Origin of the sequence: Flavobacterium movens (assembly GCF_039581425.1) — a bacterium.
GTDB classification, from domain to species: Bacteria; Bacteroidota; Bacteroidia; order Flavobacteriales; family Flavobacteriaceae; genus Flavobacterium; species Flavobacterium luteolum.
Window position 1 is genome coordinate 287,816 of sequence record NZ_JBCPXY010000002.1, and the last position, 17,749, is coordinate 305,564.

The window sequence follows — 17,749 nt, forward strand, 5'->3', positions numbered from 1 at the left end:
CATGCTCAACCTATCTAAAGATAACAACGTACTTATAACGCCGGGCAAATACAAATCGATTACAAGCGTTGCCCGAAGACCTCATTACGAGATTTTAAATAAAGTCATAATCGGATTTTTGATTTTTGGTGTTGCCTGTCTTTTTCTGCCTTGGACGCAGAATATTTCGGGAACAGGTTCTGTTACCACTTTAAAACCAGATCAAAGACCGCAAACGGTTCATAATGCCATTGCAGGACGTATCGAAAAATGGTTTGTAAAAGAAGGAGATTATGTAAAAAAAGGAGATACGATTCTTTACATTTCTGAGATCAAAGAAGATTACCTGGATCCTAATTTGGTTAACAATACCAAACAGCAGGTAGACGCCAAAAAAATGGCCGTAGAGTCGTATGGCGATAAAGTAAATTCGCTAGATGTTCAAGCGCAGTCTTTGAATACAGAAAGACAATTGAAATTGCAGCAGGCGCAAAACAAAATTCGTCAGGCACAGCTTAAAATAAAAAGCGACAGTATGGATCTTGTTGCGGTAAAGACACAGCTTAGAATTGCAAAAACACAATTTGACCGTTCGACAGCATTAAACAAAGAAGGTCTAAAACCAATGACAGATGTCGAGCAGAAGAGATTAAAACTGCAAGAATCGGAAGCGTATGTAATTACGCAAGAAAATAAACTGTTGAGCAGTAAAAACGAATTGATCAATGCAAAAGTAGAAATCAATAGAATTACGGCCGAATATGCTGAGAAAATATCAAAATCTAGAAGCGATAAGTTTACAGCTTTAAGCACACAATACGATACAGAAGCTCAGGTTAATAAACTAGAAAACCAATATACCAACTACAGACTTAGAAACGGTTTGTATTATATTACAGCGCCACAAAGTGGTTATGTAAACCGTGCATTATTGGCTGGTATAGGAGAAACAATAAAAGAAGGAACTCCAGTAGTAAGCATTATGCCGTCTAAGTATGATATTGCAGTAGAAACTTATGTAGACCCAATCGATTTACCGTTGGTGCATAAAGGAGCAAAAGTTCGTGTTTGGTTTGACGGATGGCCTAGAATTGTATTCTCTGGATGGCCTGGTTTGTCTTACGGAACTTACGGAGGTAAAGTCGTAGCGATAGAAAACTTCATTAGTCCAAACGGTAAATATAGAATTTTGGTTTCTCCAGACGGAGAAGATCGCCATTGGCCAAAAGAATTGAGTATTGGTGCTGGAGCACAAAGTATTGCATTGTTAGAAACCGTTTCGGTGTGGTATGAGATTTGGCGAAACTTAAATGGTTTTCCGCCAAACTATTATAATTCAGGAGAAAAAGAAGAAAAAGGAAAGGAGAAAAAGTAAAATGAGAAATCTTGTAAAATTGTTTTCTTTCTTATTTCTATTGAGTTTTTCTACACTGCAGAGCCAGAATTTTAATCAAGAGGAACTTACTTTTATCGAGTATTTGGGATACGTAAAAAAATACCATCCGCTGGTAAAACAAGCCAATCTTGAAGTAACCAATGCTCAGGCAAAATTGATGCTGGCTCGAGGCGGATTTGATCCAAAAATTGAAGTAGATTACAATAAGAAAGAATTTAAAGGCACAGAATATTATTCGGTACTAAACAGCAGTTTCAAAATTCCGACTTGGTATGGAATTGAAGTAAAAGCTGGTTTTGACGATGCAGAAGGGCAATATCTTAACCCGCAAAATAAAACTCCAGAAGCAGGTTTGACTTCGCTAGGAATTAATGTTGCTTTGGGGCAAGGAATGTTTATCAATCAGAGAATGGCCGATGTGCGTGAAGGAAAACTTCAGGTAAAACTAAGTGACGCACAGCGAAAACTAAGAGCTATTGAAATTTTATATCAAGCGAGTGAAGCTTATTTTGAATGGAGAAAAAGCTACAACGAAGCTGAGCTTTATAAAAATTATTTAGGTTTTGCCAGCACTCGTTTTGAAGGCGTTAAAAAGCTGATTGCAGCAGGTGATGCACCCGCAATTGATAGCGTTGAAGCTAAAATTACAGTACGAAACAGAGAACTGAATGTTGAAAACGGAAACCTAAAATTAGCGAAAGCAAAATTGAAATTGGCTAATTTTTTATGGATTGAGAATGTTCCGGTTGAATTGGGAGAGTTGGTGAAACCAGAGCAAAATTTAATTCAGACTATAGAAGAAACGTTGAAGACAGATGCCATGATGGTCGATGTTGAATCATTAGATGCACATCCAAAAATTCAGTCTTTAGAAACCAAAATGGATATTTTGGAAGTCAATCGCCAGTTGAAAGCCAATTCGTTGCTTCCGAAAATCAATGTGGGTTATAACTACATTTCAGAACCCAATTACTGGAATAATTTTAATGCCGATGATTATAAGTTTAATGTCGATTTCAGCTTTCCTATTTTCTTAAGAAAAGAACGCGGAAGTTTAAAAATGGCAAAACTGAAGATTCAGGACATGCAGTTCGATATTGACCAGCAGCGCTTAGAACTTAAAAATAAAGTAAAAGCGCAGCAGACCGAAATTGCGTCATTAAGAAAGCAGAAAGTCGTAATTGACAATCTAGTAAAAGATTATATGACAATGCTGAACTCAGAAGAAAAATTATTTTCATTCGGAGAAAGTTCGATTTTTTTGATCAATTCAAGAGAAAACAATTTGGTTAGTGCAAAATTGTCGCAAATAAGTTTAGAGAATCAGTTTTATCTGTCGAATGCCGAATTGTACAAGATATTGGCAAATCCAGATTAACAAATTTCGATGTATAATTGGATAGTTGAAATTTATTGGAATCTAAAATGCCGCTCCTCTGGAGCTTCTGAATTAAGGAGCATAGATTTTTAGCTATAAATATATCGCTCTTCCAGAGCTTTAAAAAGTCACAGCAGGATTATATATCGTTAGTCCCAGCGGGACGAAATATCATATGTACACAAAAATAACAGTCAGCTTTGTACCTGTCTGTATTATATTAATTTTCAGAATTTGAGTTTAAAAAAGCTTTAGATGTTTGTCTAAAGCTTTTTTGTTTTGAAGAAATGTTTAAAAAGCGGTTTCATATTATAACATGAAACCGCTTTTTTTTAAAGTAAAAAACATCTTTATTTAAATTTGATAGACTTTCTTATTTCGAAGCCGTATAATTTAATATTGACGAATTATGAGTTTATTAAAAAAGAGTTTCCTTTTATTCTGCTGCATCATTCTTTCTCAAGTTTTAAAAGCCCAAGACGCTCCTTACACAATGGGATTTATTCCGGCCTCTATAAGCGAAGTTGACGTTGCTTTTCCGTTAATAGAAAAATGGAATTTGAGCGGTCAGGCAGACATGCAGCTCGTTACACAAGGTGCTTACACAAACGGAAATCCTTTTGAATATACACAGAGAAAAGTAATACGACCTTGGATTATTTATTCTGGTTTTAAAAATATGAAGCTTTGGTTAGGATATGCACACAATCAGAAATATGCGATAGAAGAAGCGGGAAATTACAAAACTTTAGAAAATAGACTTATTGTTATGGGAACCTATACGCAGGAAATGCCCAAAGGATCTCTTTTCGAACAAGTGCGATTCGAAACCAAGTTTTTTGATGACAGAAATGGCAATCATCAAACGATTCCTAGATTAAGAGCACGTTTTGGAGTCAATCATTATTTGAGACAAAGCAAAGAAAAACCAATCTTTCTGGCGCCAAATATTGGCTATTATACCGAATTGATGCTGAAATTTGCCTCTAAAGATTATGCCGACGAACATTTCGATATTTTCAGATTATCGGTTTATTATACTGCCGGAATTACGCCGAATATTCATTTCTTGGCAGGCGTAATCGGTCAGATGCAGTTACGTACAAACGGAACTCAATTTGATGTTTACTATGGACCTATGGTTTCATTAAAATATAGCGTAAGACCAAAAGAACGCGAAACATTTGATAGCGTCGATGGTGGCGCAGATTAATTTTTTTACTTCATTATTTTTCTTCAATTTTATTTTGAAATCTTTTTTGCACTGCTTTTTTAAAATAGTTCTTAATATTTTAAAATAATTTAATATTAAAGACTGTATTTTTATGCTGATTTAAAAAATAATTTAAATTTGTTGTGAACCAAATTAGGAAAGCAATGAGTTTAAAAGATTTATTGGATAATAGCAAAGACAAAAGTTTATCCGAACAAAAGTGGCATTTGCTTAGACAGTCAATTGTAAAAAGATTGTTGTCAGGCGGAAATTCGACTATTGCAGAATTGAGTACAGAACTGCAATCCAGTGTTCCTACAGTTACAAAAGCAGTCAATGAATTATTGGCTGAAGGTTATGTGGTCGATCTAGGGAAAATAACCAATAGTGGCGGACGTAGACCTTCGTTGTTTAGTATAAATCCGACCTGTGCCTATTTTTTAGGTGTTGAAGTTGGACTTACAACTATGTCTATTGGTCTCCAGAACATAAAGAACGAATTAGTAAGCATTGAGCTAGGAACTTCCTTCGCTTTAGAAAACACGCAAGAATCACTTCTCAAATTCTGCAGTTTAATCAACTCTTTTATTGAAGATAGCTCTGTCGAAAAGAAAATGATAGTTGGAGTTTGTATCAATTTCTCTGGCCGCATTAATTCGATGGAAGGCTTTAGCTATAATTATTTTTTTAGTGAGAATAGGCCATTGACTGAGATTATTTCAGAACAATTAAATCTTCCTGTTCATTTGGAAAATGATACGCGTGCAATGGCTTTTGGCGAATATTGTGAAGGTGTTGTAGACGACGAGCAAAATATCATCTTTGTCAATTATAGCTGGGGAGTTGCAATTGGAATGATTACAGACGGAAAACTTTATTACGGGAAATCAGGTTACTCGGGAGAGTTTGGGCACAGCACGATTTTTAATAATGAGATTATGTGCCAATGTGGAAAACTAGGCTGTTTAGAAACCGAAATTTCAGGTTGGTCTTTAATCAATCAGTTCAAAGAAGCCATAAAAGATGGCAAGCAGTCTAAAGTGGTATTGGATGAGAACTCACCTGTATTACAGCATCATGCTATTATTTCTGGAGCAGTAAATTTAGAAGATACTCTTTGCGTAGATCTTGTAACGCAGCAAAGTGAAAAAATGGGGCGTTATCTTTCTATTTTGCTCAACATTTTCAATCCCGATCTTTTGGTCATTGGAGGAGATTTCGCACAACTTGGCGATTATGCACTTCTGCCAATACAATCAGCTTTAAAAAAGTATTCGCTTGGTTTAGTAAACCGCGATATGAAGCTTAAAAAGTCAACATTAGGGCGTCGCGCGGGAGTTATCGGTGCTTGTTGCGTCATTAAAGAGAAGCTGTTGTTTCCTTTAATTAATAATTAAATTAATAAACTAAAACACAATTATTAAATTATTTTAATAACTAATGTTATTATTTTAAAATAATTTATATCTTTACAAAATAATAATAAATTGTTTAAAGAAAGTTTACATTTAATTTTTAGCGATTAGCTGTTAAAAAGAAAACTTTAGAATTAAGATTTGATGTTCAAAACCAAACTAACCATTTGGAAAAATATATTGTTTTTAGATCATAAAAAAAGCCAGCCAATGCTGTGAACATTGCTGGCTTGTTCTTCTTGAGAACGGTGATTTAGGAATAAATAAATTGACCTTAACAAAGTTTTATTAACCAAACCATTACAAAAGTATGAAATTATTGCCTAAAAGTAAGCCTAAAAATTTTAGGTTTACTCCTAAACACGTAAAAGTTATTAAACTTACGTCTACGTTACTTTTAGCTTTTACTATGCAATTAGCATCAGCTAAAACAGAAAAAAGCGTTGTGTTTACGGATAAAAATGTAAAAAAGAACAATCCTGTTCAGAAGAAAGTTACTGGAAAAGTGACTAACGAAAAAGGAGAATCTCTTCCAGGTGTAAATATTGTTGCTAAAGGAACAAGTGTAAGTACTCAAACCGATTTTGACGGAAATTTTGCTTTTGAAGTTCCAGATAATGCCACTACTTTAATTGTAACTTATATCGGATTACAAGATCAAGAAGTTGCTATTACCGGAAGTCCATTAAATATTGTCTTAAAAGAAATAGGACAGCAAATGAACGAGGTGATTGTAGTAGGATATGGAGCTCAAAACAGAAGAACTTTAAGTACTGCAGTTTCTAAACTGGATAAAAAAGTTCTTGAAAATGTACCTTATTCAAACGTTACACAATCTTTACAAGGAAGCGTTACGGGTTTGGTGGTAAAAACTTCTTCAGGACAGCCAGGAAAAGCTTCCAATGTAATTGTTCGAGGTGGTACTTCGATTGATAATCCGTCTGGGGCAACTCCTTTATATATTGTTGACGGTGTTATCAGAAATCAGATTGATGATATTAACTCTTTAGATATTGCTTCACTTCAGGTGCTTAAAGATGCTGCTGCAACTTCTATTTATGGTGCACGAGCTTCAAATGGTGTAATCATTGTCACTACAAATACAGGTAAAGCAGGTAAACTAAAAGTTACTTATAATGTTTCAACTCAAAACAGTAGAATTGGCAAAAAATACAATTTTATGGATGGAGGCGATTACATTAAAATGCAGCGTGAAGGATTGTATAATGCAGCCGAACTTGCTGGACTTTCAACCACTACTGGTATCGCGCGTTTAGGACAATTAACTGGTGCAACGCCTGCGGGTACCGGAAATAATCTAGAAAATAATACTCCGTTTGCTACTTTATTAAAATCGAATTTATCTGCAGAAACCATAAGTACACTTCAGGCAAAGGGTTGGCAGGAACTTGCAGATCCTTTAAATCCGAGCAGTACAATTATGTATAAGAGTACCGATTGGAATGATATTTTGTTTCAGGATGCTATTACACAAAGTCATACACTTGGTTTTAGCGGTGGAACAGACACAGGCGTATTCGATTTGAGTTTAGGATATTTAAAAGGTGATGGTATTACGATATTCACAGGATACCAAAGGTTTACCAGTAAATTAAACGCTTCTTTAAAAGTTGCAGACAATTTTACAATTAACGGCCGCGTGTTGTTTTCTAAAGCAAGCAATAATCAAGTTGTGGCCAACAATGTAGTTTTCAATAGATATTTAGGAAACTCGCCAACTACAAAATTATATTTAGAAGACGGAACTTTAGCTCCAGGACAAAACAACATTAACGGAAATCCATTGTACCAGATGGGGAAAGTTAAAGGAAAAAATGAAAACGATAAGCTTCAAATGAGTGTAGATGGTGAATTAAGACTTGCGAAAGATTTTACTTTCACACCAGCCATTTCATTATACAGTGAGAATGAAAATGACAATACTTTTCAACAGGCATTTTTAAGCGGAAGCAGTGGTTTGGTTGATAATACAAGAACAGCGACAAGATTAAGCAATCAAACCTATCAAGTGCAATACGAAGGAGTTTTTGCTTATAAAAAAGATTGGGAAAATATTGGAAACTTTGATGCTAAACTTGGAGTTTCAAAATACGATAGAACCATTAAATATTTTAATGCAGCAGGAAAAGGAAGCCCTTCAGATTTAGCGCAGACTTTAGATTCATCTCCAATTCCGGTTTCGGTTTACAGCAACAATACCAAATTGGTTTTAAATAGTGTTTTCGGACGTGTGAATTACGATTATAAAAACAGATATTTTGCAACGGCTTCATTTCGTTATGACGGTTCTTCAAGTTTAGGGCCAGATAATAGATATGGTTTCTTTCCTGGAATTTCTGCAGGATGGAATATGCAGGAAGAGAAATTCTGGGCCAACACAATGCCAAAATTCTTTTCTTCTCTTAAACTTCGTGGAAGTTATGGTGTAAATGGAAACTTAGGAACTTTAGGAGATTTCCAAGCTGGAGGATTATATGCTGGAACTACAAACGGACTTCCAAATAGCTACAATGGGCAATCGGCGATTATCAACTCTCAAATTGCAAATCCAGGATTGAAATGGGAACAATCTGAAACGATAAATGGTGGTTTTGATATCGGATTAAACGAAGATAAAATTAGAATCATTGGAGATTTCTACAACAAATTGACATCAGACTTATTGACGAATCTGACATTGCCTTCAAATAGTGGTTTCTCAACTGTTTTAACCAATTTAGGAGGATTAAGAAGTAAAGGTTTTGAGCTAGAAGTTCAGGCAAATGTTTACAATAAAAATGATTGGAAAGTAAATGTTGGAGCAAACGTTTCGCACAATACCAATACAGTCGAAAAACTTCCATTTAATGGAAATGGAAATAATAGAATTGGAGGAACTGAGATCTGGGATGCAAAAAGTGGTAAATATGTATATGTAGGAGGTTTACAGGAAGGACAAAAAATTGGAAATTTCTACGCTCATAAACAATTGTATATTCTTTCAACTCAAGCAGAAGCAGATGCATACAACGCAAAAGTTCACGATACTTATGTAACGAAAACGGCTGCAAATGGTGGTAATCCTGATGGAAGAAAATTTGCTGGAGACGCGGTTTTTGAAGATACAGATAATAACGGAATCATTGATAGCCGAGATAGACAATACATGGGTAATATGTTCCCAACATTCGTAGGTGGTTTCAATTTTGATACTTCATACAAAGGTTTCTCTCTAACAGTTAGAACAGATTATTCATTAGGAGCAACAATTTACAACGAAGCAAGAGCACGTTTCTTAGGTCAGTTTCAAGGTAATTACGGATTATTGGCAGAAAGCGCACAAGCATGGCAGAAAGAAGGAGATATTACAGATGTTCCTCGTTACCGTTGGGCAGATCAAACCAATCAGAACAACTTATTCAGATCTGAAGCGAGTGGAGCAGCTTACAATACCAACATGTTCCAAGGTAACAGCCGTTACTACGAAAGTGGAGATTATTTATGCATAAGAGAAATTACGTTCAGTTATAGTTTTCCAAAAACGCTTATCGAAAAAGCAAGTTTAACATCACTTCGTCTGTATGTTACAGGAAGTAATTTATACTACTTTACAAAATACAAAGGATTAAGCCCAGAGGTACAAGGTATTGATGGAGGATCTAGTTTAGGATTAAACGCAGCTGGTTCTACAGGAACTTACCCAGTGCCTAGAAACATTATTCTTGGTTTAAATATCAGTTTGTAAATTTTTAATTAAAAAATCATGAAAAAGAAATTTCTTTTATACACAATACTTTTTTCAAGTCTTTCTCTTTTTAATTCTTGTCAAGATGATTTAGAATTAACATCTGATAGTGTTATTACATCTGATAGTTTCTGGAAAACAGAAGATGATGCCAAAGCAGGCGTAAACGGAATGTATGTAAATTTTAGAATCCAAACACAGCAAAATTATTATTTGTTAGGAGGGGCAAGAAGTGCCGAAATTACTGGCGGAGTTCAGTCTCCTTTAACATTGGCAAATTACTATAACAACAATCTTACACCACAAAATATAGATGTAGATTGGGCTGGTCTGTATACTGTAATTCATTCGGCAAACTTGGTTTTAAAATATGTGCCAAAAATTACATTTAGTCCATCAACAGTAAAAGAGCAAAAAAGATATATTGCTCAAGCCTATACAATGCGCGCACTATGTTATTTCATTATGGCGCGTTCTTGGGGAGGAGTGCCAATTGTAACAGAACCAACAGAAAATTCCAATCAGTCGCAATACATTATTCCGCGAAATACGATTGAAGAAACATTTGCCTTTATTAAATCAGATATTGATCAGGCCATTGCTAATTTTCCAGATGCAAACAATAACAAAACACAATTGGCTCTTCCATCAGTTTATGCTTTAAAAGCAGAGGTGAATTTATGGACAGCAAAACAATTAAACGGAGGAACAGCAGATTTAAATAATGCTTTAGCGGCAATAAATGCAATTCCGGGAACACCGACTTTAATGCCAAGTTTCAAAGATGTTTTTGCTTTTGACAAAAAAGGAAATGCCGAAGTGCTTTTTGCAGTCCGTTATTCATTAGCCGATTTAACGTCATCACTACTAGATAACTGGAACCAGTTTATGTTTGTTGGACCAAGTGATTTTGCACCATTAACATCAGCACAGGCAACAGCCGTTTTCGGTACACTAGGAACAGGGTCAGGAAATGCTGGTATTTCGAGAGTACAGCCAGACATTACAAGATTCAATTTTGCAGCTACAGATACCAGAAAAGATGCAACATATCTAACTTTATATAACGGTACAACTCCAGTAGTTACAGGTTTGGTAAAATACAACGGAACTGTAGACGGAACAATCAGAAGATTTGTGAGTGATATCATTATTTACCGTTGGGCAGATATTTTATTAATGAAAGCAGAGATTAAAAATGCTTTAGGTCAGGATCCAACCACAGAAATGAATTTGGTAATGAAAAGAGCTGACGCATCGGCTTCATTTACAAATGATACTCCAGCAGCAAATGACGATGTGATTTTAAGAGAGCGTTTAAAAGAAATGGCCTTTGAAGGAAAATCATGGTGGGATATTGTTCGTTTTAATAAAACAAGTATAGTTCCGTCAATGGCAGGAAAACAAGTATTGTTTCCAATTTCTCAAAACACAATCAATTTCAATCCTAAAATTGTTCAGAATCCGGGATATACCAATTAAACGAAACAAAGAATAAAAAAAACTAAAGTTTAAAATCAAACTGGAAATGAAAGCTTTTCCAGTTTGATAAAACGAAAAAATTAAAAATAAAAGTCATGAAAATCGAACATTTACAAGGTCTTATTTCAGCTCCATTTACTCCATTTGATGAGAGTGGAAAATTGGATGTGAGCCTGATTCCAGCTTATTATACTTTTCTAAAAAGAAATGGCGTAGCAGGAGCATTTATAATTGGTTCTACTGGCGAAGGGGTTTCGATGTCATTAGAAGAGAAAAAAACGGTTGCAAAAGCATGGGCAGACTGCTCTAATCATGATGCTGACTTTAAAGTAATGGTTTTCTTGGGCGGAACTTGCTTAACAGATTGTATCGAACTGGCAAAGTATTCGTATGAAATTGGTTTATATGCAGTTTCAATTACAGCTCCGTTTTACTTTAAACCTGGAAACGTTGATACGCTTGCAGAAACCTGTATCAAAGTGGGAGAAAGTGTTCCAAATATGCCATTGTATTATTATCATATTCCTGTTTTAACAGGAGTTAATATTCCGATGTTTGACTTAGTAAGAGCTTTGGATGGAAAACTGCCAAATTTTGCTGGAGTTAAATATACGCATGAGGATTTTATGGATTTCCAAAGCTGTATGAGTTATGCTGATGGAAAATTTGATATGCTTTGGGGACGTGACGAAAATATGCTATCGGCATTGGTTTTAGGGGCAAAAGGTGCAGTTGGAAGTACTTTTAATTATGCAGCTCCTTTATACTACGATCTAATTGATGCTTTTAATAATAATGATTTAGTGAAAGCCAGAAAGTTACAGCAGAAGTCAATTGATATGATTCGTTTCTTAGGAAAGTATGGCGGAATTTCAGTTGGGAAAGCCTACATGAAATTGGTTGGACATAATTTAGGCGAATTCAGATTGCCAGTCAAAAATATGAGTGCTGCACAATTTGAATTGTTCAAAAAAGATGTTGAAGGTTTAAATTTCGACGAGTTTAAATCAAAATAATACGTTTCGTTTTCGGTTAAAACAAACAACTATGAATCGATTTTTTTCTTTCTCAATCCTTACTATTTCAATTATGTCAGCAACAGTTGGTCTTTCGCAGCAAAAAAATATTTCAAAAATAGAATGGCAAAAAGCAGCGCAGCTTCAAAATGCCGATGGAAGTCTTTCTCTAGGTTTTGCAGGACCAATTAATGGTGTGACAAATGATGTTTTGATTGTCGCTGGAGGAGCCAATTTTCAAGATAAAATGCCTTGGGAAGGAGGGAAGAAGCATTATTCAAAAGAAATTCATGTTTTAGAAAAAAGCGATAAAACCTTTCATTGGAATAAAAAATCAATAGCAGAATTACCAGAACCAATTGCATATTGTGGCAATGTTTCAACCAGTTTAGGAATCGTGTACGTTGGAGGAGAAAACGAAAAAGGTTTATCCAACAAAGCACATGTTTTAAATTGGAATTTTGAAAAAAACGAAATTGAAATAAAAGCATTACCCGATTTTCCAATCCAAATAACCAATATCGCTCTTGTAAATGCAAGCAATGTAGTATATGCGATTGGTGGAGATGAAGCCACAAAAAGTTCTGATTTGGTTTTTAGTATTGATTTGAATAAAGCCAAGCCAGAATGGAAATCAGAACCAAAATTACCTTTTGCATTGGCAAATTCAGTAGCAGTACTTCAGAATGAAATTATTTATGTTGTTGGAGGAAGAACCAAAACAGCTTCTGGAATAAGTGATTTGCACAACACAACATTGGCTTTCGACCTGAAAAAACAAATTTGGGAAACTAAAGCCGTTATAACGGACGGAAAGAAAACTACTAATTTTTCAGCAGGAGCAGGAGTCGCTTTTGGGAAACACTATATCATTATTACAGGAGGAGATAACGGAGAAACATTTCATAAAATAGAAACCTATTTATCTCAAATTTCAAAGACAGCTTCAGAAGAAGAAAAGGCAAAATTAATTGCCGAAAAAAATATCTTAAATACAACACATCAAGGATTTTATAATGCCGTTTTATTGTACGATACTTTAAAAAATAAATGGACAAAAATTGGCGAATTGCCATTTCTGGCTCATGTCACGACAACAGCAGTACTTTGGAACGATAAAATTGTTTTATCAAATGGAGAAATAAAACCTGGTATTCGCACACCAGATGTTATGATTGGAACTGTAGAATAAAAATAAAAATCTAAGTTAATTAAGTTAAGTTGCTTAGAAACCTGATAGGTTTTTAAAACCTGTCAGGTTTAATTAAAGATTGCTAATAAAAAACCAAAAATCAACCAAAACCAAAATGAAAAACTCTAAATATTATCCTTGGCTCGTAGTCGCGTTACTTTGGATTGTAGCTTTATTAAACTACATGGACAGGCAGATGCTCGCAACCATGAGACCATCCATGGAAAGTGACATTCCGGAATTAGTTTCTGGTGAAAATTTTGGACGTCTAATGGCTGTTTTTCTTTGGATTTATGCTTTGATGAGCCCAGTGTCTGGAATTATCGCTGATAAATTAAATAGAAAATGGCTAATCATCGGGAGTTTATTCGTTTGGTCTGCCGTAACGTATGCAATGGGATACGCTAAAACTTATGATGAGATTTATTGGTTAAGAGCCATTATGGGCGTGAGCGAAGCGTTATACATTCCAGCAGGATTGTCTTTAATTGCCGATTATCATCAGCAGAAAACAAGATCACTTGCCATTGGTATTCACATGACAGGACTTTATGTAGGTTCTGCTTTGGGAGGTTTTGGGGCTACAATTGCAGCACGCTATTCTTGGCATTCGACTTTTCATCATTTCGGAATTATTGGAGTAGTTTATTCGGTTATTTTGGTTTTCTTTTTGTACGAGAAAAAGACAAAGATTTTTGATCCAGAGTTTAACAAAACCCATGAAAAAGCTCCTTTGCTAAAAGGTCTGGCGTTACTATTTACCAATATTTCTTTTTGGGTAATTCTGTTCTATTTTGCGATAATAAGTTTACCGGGATGGGCAACTAAAAACTGGCTTCCAACGCTATTCTCGGATAATTTAGGAATTTCTATGGATCAGGCTGGACCTTTGGCAACCATTACAATTTCATTTTCTTCCTTGCTTGGAGTTGTATTTGGCGGAATTTTATCGGATAAATGGGTTCAAAAAAATATAAAAGGAAGAATTTATACCAGCGCGATTGGTTTAAGCTTGACCATTCCCGCACTATTATTGATCGGATTTGGGCATTCGTTGTTTCACGTGGTTGGCGCAGTTCTGTGTTTTGGTATAGGATACGGAATGTTTGATGCAAATAATATGCCCATAATCTGTCAATTTGTTTCTTCAAAATATCGGGCGACGGCTTATGGTATTTTAAATATGACGGGGGTTGGCTGTGGCGCATTGGTCACCTCCTTATTAGGGAAATCAGCCGATGCTGGTAATTTGGGTTATGGTTTTTCTTTGATGGCCGGTATCGTCCTGATTGCCCTTATCACGCAAATTAGCTTTTTGCGTCCTAAAGTAAATGATTTCGAAGGAGCTTAAGTCAAAGTCACCTTTTTTTAAAATTAGATTGTTAGTTGCTTTTTTGGTTTTATAAGCCCGGGCGGAGCTATGCCGTTTCGCTCGGCTCATAACACCTCAATTTTAGTACAATGTAAAGAAGAATGAGAACACAAAAACGAAATTTACTACTGCTCATAACAGCATTCATTTTCCTATTTAATTTGGGGATGAATGCGCAGCAGACTGCTATAAAAGTAGCTTGTATTGGAGATTCTGTTACAGCTGGCTATCTTTTGGCCAATCCGAAATCAGAATCGTATCCTTCGCAATTGCAGGTTTTGATGGGAAGTCAATATGAAGTGAAAAATTTTGGTTACAGCGGTGCAACTCTTTTAAAAAAAGGAAGTAAGCCTTATTATAAAACTAAAGAATGCTCTGATGCCATTGCCTATCAGCCGGATATTGCGATTATCCATTTGGGACTAAATGATACCGATCCGAGAAACTGGCCGAATTACAAAGACGATTTTAATGCCGATTATTCTTGGCTGATTGATGCATTAAGAAAAGAGAATCCGAAGGTGAAAATTTACATCTGCAGAATGACTCCGATTTTTAATGAACATCCTCGTTTTAAATCGGGAACACGAGATTGGTTTTGGCAGATTCAGGAACATATTAATGAAATTGCTAAAGCAAATAAAGTCCATTTAATTGACCTTCACGAAAAATTATATTCACGTCCAGATCTTTTTCCAGATGCCTTACATCCAACAAAAGACGGAGCAAAGATACTAGCACAAACCGTTTACGAGAATGTTACGCAAGATTTTGGCGGATTAAATTTGCCTGCTGTTTTTACAGATAATATGGTGTTACAGCGAAATCTGCCGATTGTAATTTATGGAAATGCAAACGGAGGAGAAAAAGTGGAAGTGAGTTTTGATAAGCAAAAAGTAACAGTTTCTGCAAATGAATACGGAAAATGGAAAGCTGTTTTTCCTGCTATGAAATCGGGAGAAATACAGCAGATTTCGATTTCAACTTCCAATCAAAATCTTACTTTAAAAAATATTTTAATTGGAGACGTCTGGTTTTGTTCAGGACAATCAAATATGGCTTTTCCTTTGAAAAAAGCAGAAAACGGAATTTCCGAATTAAAAAAAGCGGCAGCAAATACAAAACTTAGATTATTCAATTTTGAAGTCATTCAGGAAACCGATGAAAAAGCGTGGGATTCGATCACTTTAGAGAAAACAAATCAATTAAAATACTTTTCAGGAAACTGGAAAATTTGTGATTCTTTAAGTGCCAAAGACTTTTCGGCAGTGGCGTATTATTTTGGACAAAATATTGTTCAGGAAGAAAATGTGCCAATTGGTTTAATTCAGGTTGCGGTTGGCGGTTCTCCAATCGAATCTTGGATCGATCGATATACTTTAGAACATGATGATAAAGAAGTGGATGTATTGACCAACTGGCGAAAATCTGATTTTTTAATGCCTTGGGTTCGATCTCGTGCTGACGAAAATTTAAAAAATGCTGTAAATCCAAAACAGCGTCATCCTTACGATCCTTGTTACAATTATGAAGCTGGAGTTTCTCAGTTTACTGAACTTCCAATCAAAGGAATTTTATGGTATCAAGGCGAAAGCAATGCGCATAATATCGAGTTGTACGAACATTTATTGCCAGAATTGGTTAAAAGCTGGCGGGAAGCATGGGGAATTTCATTACCGTTTTATTTTGTGCAGCTATCAAGCATAAATCGTCCGTCTTGGGCATTGTTTAGAGATGCACAAAATAGAGTTCAGAAAAAGATTCCAAATAGTGCGATGGCAGTTAGTATGGATTTTGGCGACGAAACCAATGTGCATCCGATAAAAAAAGAACCCATAGGAGATCGATTGGCATTATTGGCTTTAAAATATACCTACGGAAAAAAAATAACTGCCGAGGGACCAGTGCCAATAAAAGCCATTGAGAAAGGAGATGTTATTCTGGTTTCTTTTTCAAATGCAAAACAGCTATTTACAGCAGATAAAAAAGAGGTAATCGGATTTGAATTAGTTACCGATAAAGGAATTCGGATTGAAAGTAAAGCAATAATTATAAAAGATCAAGTGCAGATTAGCATTCCGAAAGACCAGAAAATAAAAGAAATTTTATACGCATACATGCCTTATACAACAGCAAATCTGGTAAACGAAGCCAGTCTTCCATGTTCCACTTTTAGGCTAGAACTGGATTCTGTGCACCAAAACTAGAAAACGTCTCTTACACTATATTTTTTCTTTAGATGAACTGAATTTACATCTAAAGCGATTTCACCTATCAACATAACAAAACCTGAATCGAATTTCAGGTGTAAAAACATATATTAAAATGAGCTATTCAAAAACTGATTTAATAGAATTAAAAGAGTTTTATCAGAACCAATTATTAAATAATACAGTTCCATTTTGGTTTCCGCGTTCAATAGATACTAAGCATGGTGGTTACTTACTGATGCGGAACCAAACTGGAGATTTAATAGATACCGATAAATCAGTTTGGTTTCAAGGGCGTACTTCATGGTTGTTATCTACACTTTACAACACAATAGAACCCAAACAAGAATGGCTTGAAGGCGCAAAATCCGGAATCGATTTTATAAACAAACATTGTTTTGATACAGATGGACGTATGTTTTTTCATGTCACGCAAGATGGAAGCCCGATACGTAAACGCCGTTATTATTTTTCTGAAACTTTTGCCGTAATTGCTTTGAGTGCTTTCGCAAAAGCCAGCGGAGATGAAGCGGCAGCAGAACAAGCACGTCATCTTTTTGGAGAATGTATCAAATACACCACAACTCCAGGTTTATTAGAACCAAAATATACCAATGTAAGACCTTCAAAAGGAATTGGTTCTCCAATGATTATGATCAATACCGCACAACAATTAAGAGAAAATATTGGCGATCCGCGTTGTGATGAATGGATTATGAAATGGATAGCCGAAATCGAAAATGACTTCGTAAAGCATGATATAAAATGTGTAATGGAACAAGTCGCTCCAGACGGTTCTATAATTGATCACATTGACGGAAGAACATTAAATCCGGGACATGCTATAGAAGGCGCGTGGTTTATTCTGCATGAAGCGAAATATAGAAATAATGATCCGCATTTAATTGAATTAGGCTGTAAAATGCTCGATTATATGTGGGAACGTGGCTGGGACAAGGAACACGGAGGAATTCTATATTTCCTTGATGTTTACGGAAATCCTGTTCAGGAATATTGGCAGGATATGAAATTCTGGTGGCCACATAATGAGGTGATTATTGCAACCTTACTGGCTTACACCATGACAGGAAATGAGAAATATGCAAAATGGCACAAAATGATTCACGATTACTCGTACAGTAAATTTCATGATAAAGAAAATGGCGAATGGTTTGGCTACTTGCACAGAGATGGCAGCGTAGCGCAAACCGCAAAAGGAAATCTTTATAAAGGACCGTTTCACTTGCCAAGACAAGAGTGGTATTGTACACAAATATTAAACGAATATCTTGAAAATAACTAAAGCCTTTTTATCCTGATTATTCGCCAGTCCATCAAGTTTTTCGATTTT

11 protein-coding genes are annotated in these 17,749 nt (G+C 35.5%); all 11 read left to right on the forward strand.

Features of this window, described 5'->3' with window-relative positions:
* Position 1: 1 nt before the first annotated feature.
* The 11 genes from AAYQ05_RS04755 to AAYQ05_RS04805 all read left to right on the forward strand — a co-directional run bounded on the left by AAYQ05_RS04755 (position 2) and on the right by AAYQ05_RS04805 (position 17,701).
* Positions 2 to 1,354 carry an HlyD family secretion protein gene (locus AAYQ05_RS04755; protein WP_343541490.1) on the forward strand — a complete coding sequence of 451 codons (1,353 nt, stop codon included), beginning with the start codon at positions 2 to 4 and terminating at the stop codon, positions 1,352 to 1,354.
* A gap of 1 nt (position 1,355) precedes the next feature.
* Complete coding sequence (locus tag AAYQ05_RS04760) at positions 1,356 to 2,753, forward strand: TolC family protein (protein ID WP_343541493.1); 1,398 nt, start codon at positions 1,356 to 1,358, stop codon at positions 2,751 to 2,753.
* A 409-nt stretch (positions 2,754 to 3,162) separates the two neighbouring features.
* Positions 3,163 to 3,966 carry a DUF2490 domain-containing protein gene (locus AAYQ05_RS04765; protein WP_343541496.1) on the forward strand — a complete coding sequence of 268 codons (804 nt, stop codon included), beginning with the start codon at positions 3,163 to 3,165 and terminating at the stop codon, positions 3,964 to 3,966.
* Between the two features lie 164 nt (positions 3,967 to 4,130).
* Positions 4,131 to 5,363, forward strand: a complete 1,233-nt coding sequence (locus tag AAYQ05_RS04770) for an ROK family transcriptional regulator (protein ID WP_343541498.1) — start codon at positions 4,131 to 4,133, stop codon at positions 5,361 to 5,363.
* A 328-nt stretch (positions 5,364 to 5,691) separates the two neighbouring features.
* Complete coding sequence (locus AAYQ05_RS04775; protein ID WP_343541499.1) at positions 5,692 to 9,126, forward strand: SusC/RagA family TonB-linked outer membrane protein; 3,435 nt, start codon at positions 5,692 to 5,694, stop codon at positions 9,124 to 9,126.
* Positions 9,127 to 9,144: 18 nt separating this feature from the next.
* Positions 9,145 to 10,608, forward strand: coding sequence for a RagB/SusD family nutrient uptake outer membrane protein (locus AAYQ05_RS04780; RefSeq protein ID WP_198856571.1), 1,464 nt, complete (start codon positions 9,145 to 9,147; stop codon positions 10,606 to 10,608).
* Positions 10,609 to 10,703: 95 nt separating this feature from the next.
* A complete protein-coding gene (locus tag AAYQ05_RS04785) occupies positions 10,704 to 11,624 on the forward strand; it encodes a dihydrodipicolinate synthase family protein (RefSeq protein WP_343541501.1) in 921 nt (306 codons plus the stop codon).
* 31 nt (positions 11,625 to 11,655) lie between these two features.
* Positions 11,656 to 12,816 carry a galactose oxidase gene (locus AAYQ05_RS04790; RefSeq protein ID WP_343541502.1) on the forward strand — a complete coding sequence of 387 codons (1,161 nt, stop codon included), beginning with the start codon at positions 11,656 to 11,658 and terminating at the stop codon, positions 12,814 to 12,816.
* A 115-nt stretch (positions 12,817 to 12,931) separates the two neighbouring features.
* The gene (locus tag AAYQ05_RS04795) at positions 12,932 to 14,167 is read left to right on the forward strand and encodes an MFS transporter (protein WP_281633463.1); all 1,236 of its coding nucleotides are present in this window, start codon (positions 12,932 to 12,934) and stop codon (positions 14,165 to 14,167) included.
* Between the two features lie 122 nt (positions 14,168 to 14,289).
* A complete protein-coding gene (locus AAYQ05_RS04800) occupies positions 14,290 to 16,395 on the forward strand; it encodes a GDSL-type esterase/lipase family protein (RefSeq protein ID WP_343541503.1) in 2,106 nt (701 codons plus the stop codon).
* A 118-nt stretch (positions 16,396 to 16,513) separates the two neighbouring features.
* Positions 16,514 to 17,701: an AGE family epimerase/isomerase gene (locus AAYQ05_RS04805; RefSeq protein ID WP_343541504.1), complete on the forward strand. Its 1,188-nt coding sequence runs from the start codon at positions 16,514 to 16,516 to the stop codon at positions 17,699 to 17,701.
* Positions 17,702 to 17,749: the final 48 nt, after the last annotated feature.